Genomic DNA, 3,293 nt, shown 5'->3' on the forward strand with positions numbered 1-3,293 from the left:
TGGTGATGCTTACCAAGTATATAAACAACTCAATATTGGTACCGCTAAACCATCGGCGGATGAACTTAAGCGTGTGAAACATCATCTTATCGATATATTAGAACCAAATGATTCATATTCAGTATCTATTTTCCAAAATCAAGCTAAAGAGATAATTGGTAGACTAAATGACAGGAATATTCTACCTATTCTGTCTGGTGGTACCGGGTTATATGTTCAATCGTTATTAGAGAACTATAACTTTAACGACGTTAAGCCTGATGAAAGTTTACGATTAGAACTAGATGAGCTATTTAATGCTAAAGGTATTGATGGTTTACGAGAATATGCTTTCACCTTAGGAAAAGAACATAATATAGAAATTCAATATAGTGATAAGCATCGTTTGTATCGAGCTATTGAAATATTGCATCATGGTGATGTAGATTCGTTACGTAATCAGACCAAAGATGGTGTATCTTATAAAGGGCCTGTTATCGGTCTTATGAGAGATCGTGATCAGTTATATGAGCGCATTAATTTACGCGTTGATATGATGTTTGATGCAGGTTTGATTGAAGAAGTAGAACAACTCATTAAGTCTGGAGTAAATCCAGATTGCCAAGCGTTTAAGGGGATTGGTTATAAAGAGGTTGTAGAATATATGAATGGCAGTATTAGCCTCGATGAATGCCGCGATTTAATTAAGAAGAACACGCGTCATTTTGCAAAACGCCAAATCACTTGGTATAAACGAATGCCATATATTGAATGGATTCATATTGATAGCAATACATCTAAAGATTTTATATTTAATAAAGCTATGGATTTAATCCGTAGAGAAGGACTAGCATGACATTAGAAGAAATACGCAGTAAAGCCCTTGAGATGGCTGAACCAGAATTTAAAAAGTTTGAACCTATTGCATTGGCCAATACTAAAAAGGTGTTAGAAGCCTTTAAAGAATGCCAAGTATCTGATTATCATTTTACTGGTACAACTGGTTATGGTTATAACGATGTAGGGCGTGAAAAATTAGACGAAGTATTTGCCTATGTATTTAAAGGTGAAAAGGCTATCGTTCGACCTCACTTCGTATCTGGTACACATGCGTTAGCAACTACATTAATTTCTTTGATGGGAAATGGGTCTAAAGGTACGGAGTTTATCTATGCAGTAGGGGCTCCTTACGATACGATGCAATCCGTAATTGGTGCTGCTCGTGAAGTACGTGGTTCTTTAGTAGAAAAAGGCTTTACTTATACTGAGGTACCATTGAAAGATAATACCTATGATGTTGAAGCTATTGCTAACGCCGTTAATGATAATACGCGGGTAGTGGTCATTCAACGTTCTCGTGGTTATAGCACACGTGAACCATTATCCATTGCTGATATTAAGATCATTGTAGATGCTGTAAAAGCTAAAAATCCTAATACCATTTGTTTCGTAGATAATTGTTATGGTGAGTTCACAGAGCTTCAAGAACCTTTAGAAGCAGGCGCAGATATTATGGCTGGTTCTCTCATTAAGAATGCTGGGGGCGGTTTAGCACCAACAGGTGGCTATATCGTAGGTCGTGAAGACTTAGTTGAAGATGCAGCGTACCAACTCACTGCTCCTGGACTTGGTGATCATATGGGCTCTTATGCGCCTGGTTATCGTTTATTCTTCCAAGGGTTGTTTATGGCTCCTCATGTAGTATTACAAGCTCTTAAAGGGGCTGTATATACAGCTGCAGTAGGTGAATTATTAGGATATGATGTCTTCCCTAAGGTAAATGCTGATCGCTATGATTTAATCCAAGCTATCAATTTAAAAAATGGAGAAGAAATGGAGCACTTCTGTGTAGGTATGCAAGCATATTCCCCTGTAGATGCTCACGTACATCCAATTCCTGGTGATATGCCTGGGTACGAAGATAAAATCATCATGGCCGGTGGTACCTTTGTACAAGGCTCTTCTATTGAACTAAGTGCAGATGGTCCTGTTCGTCCTCCGTATACGATTTTCATGCAAGGTGGACTTGTATTTGAACATTCTATGCTAGGTATTTTAGGTGCTGCAGAAGAATTATTAAAACATAGATAATAATTAGAATCTCTTTCTTTTGATGAAAGGGATTCTTTTTATTTCAAATCTTTTCAATATACCTAATTCTAGGCTATAATATAAGTTGCTATAATTTCATAGCAATACTACTCGGACTTTTACACCGAACTAGTGTTTTACACGTCAGGCTTTCACCCTGATTAGTTTTATGATCAAGAGATCATTAAAAGGAGAAAGTATGGAAAAAGTTATCGCTGTAGCTATGAGTGGCGGCGTAGACAGTTCTTTAACTGCTGCAATGCTACTAAAACAAGGCTATAAAGTATTTGGTATTACCCTATGGCTGTGGGTGAGTGGTACACCTTATGATTCAGTGCCTCTCGCTGTAACAGATGCTAAGAAGATGTGTGATTTTCTTGGTATTGAGCATCATGTTATTGATGCTCGCGATGTATTCTACGATAATGTAGTAGATTACTTTGTAAAAGAATATGCCTATGGTCGTACACCAAATCCTTGTGTATTTTGTAACAAAAATATCAAGTTTGATTTGATGCTCAACCGTGCTCTTGAACTTGGTGCCACACATATGGTTACAGGCCATTATGCACAGGTTAATTATAATGAACAAACAGGTTTATATGAGTTACATAAAGGTGTTGATCCTACAAAAGACCAAAGTTATGTTATGTACAATATGAACCAACGCATTTTGAGTCACCTCATGTTCCCACTAGGTGGTCAATGTAAGACTGAAACACGTAAATTAGCTGCTGAATACGATTTACCAGTAGCTAAAAAACCAGATAGTGTAGATATTTGTTTCTTGCCTCACGGTAACTACCAAAAACTCGTAGTAGAAGAAATGAAGGATAAACCAAAGTCTGGTAATATCGTTACTGAAGATGGTGAGGTATTAGGTAAGCATAATGGCTTATTTAATTACACTATTGGCCAACGTAAGGGCCTTGGAATTGCATATAAGCATCCATTATATGTAATTGGTTTTAATGGTGAACGCAATGAAGTCATTGTAGGTCCTAATGATCGACTTTTTACGAATCGTATGATTTGTAAGTTCTATAACTTCTTAGATGATACAATTCATAAAGAATTAAAAGCAGAAGGTAAAATTCGCTATGCTGCGAACCCTTCACCTTGTACTGCACGTATCTTAGATGATGATACGATGGAAGTTATCTTCGAAGAACCACAACGGGCTATTACACCAGGTCAGTCCGTAGCCTTTTATAATGGCACTC

The 3,293-nt window shown here is 37.2% G+C and carries 3 protein-coding genes; all 3 read left to right on the plus strand.

The features are described from left to right. Positions 1–835, plus strand: an 835-nt coding sequence (miaA, locus tag QZ055_RS08775) for a tRNA (adenosine(37)-N6)-dimethylallyltransferase MiaA (protein ID WP_295826281.1), incomplete at its 5' end; no start/stop codon positions are given. Continuing rightward, positions 832–2,070 (plus strand): methionine gamma-lyase family protein, encoded by a 1,239-nt coding sequence (locus QZ055_RS08780; RefSeq protein ID WP_105094343.1) that lies wholly within the window; start codon positions 832–834, stop codon positions 2,068–2,070. The genes miaA and QZ055_RS08780, both read left to right, overlap by 4 nt. Before the next feature lie 199 nt (positions 2,071–2,269). Then, on the plus strand, positions 2,270–3,293 hold a 1,024-nt coding region (gene mnmA / locus QZ055_RS08785), incomplete at its 3' end, for a tRNA 2-thiouridine(34) synthase MnmA (RefSeq protein WP_295826289.1).

Source organism: uncultured Veillonella sp. (assembly GCF_905209685.1).
GTDB lineage: Bacteria > Bacillota > Negativicutes > Veillonellales > Veillonellaceae > Veillonella.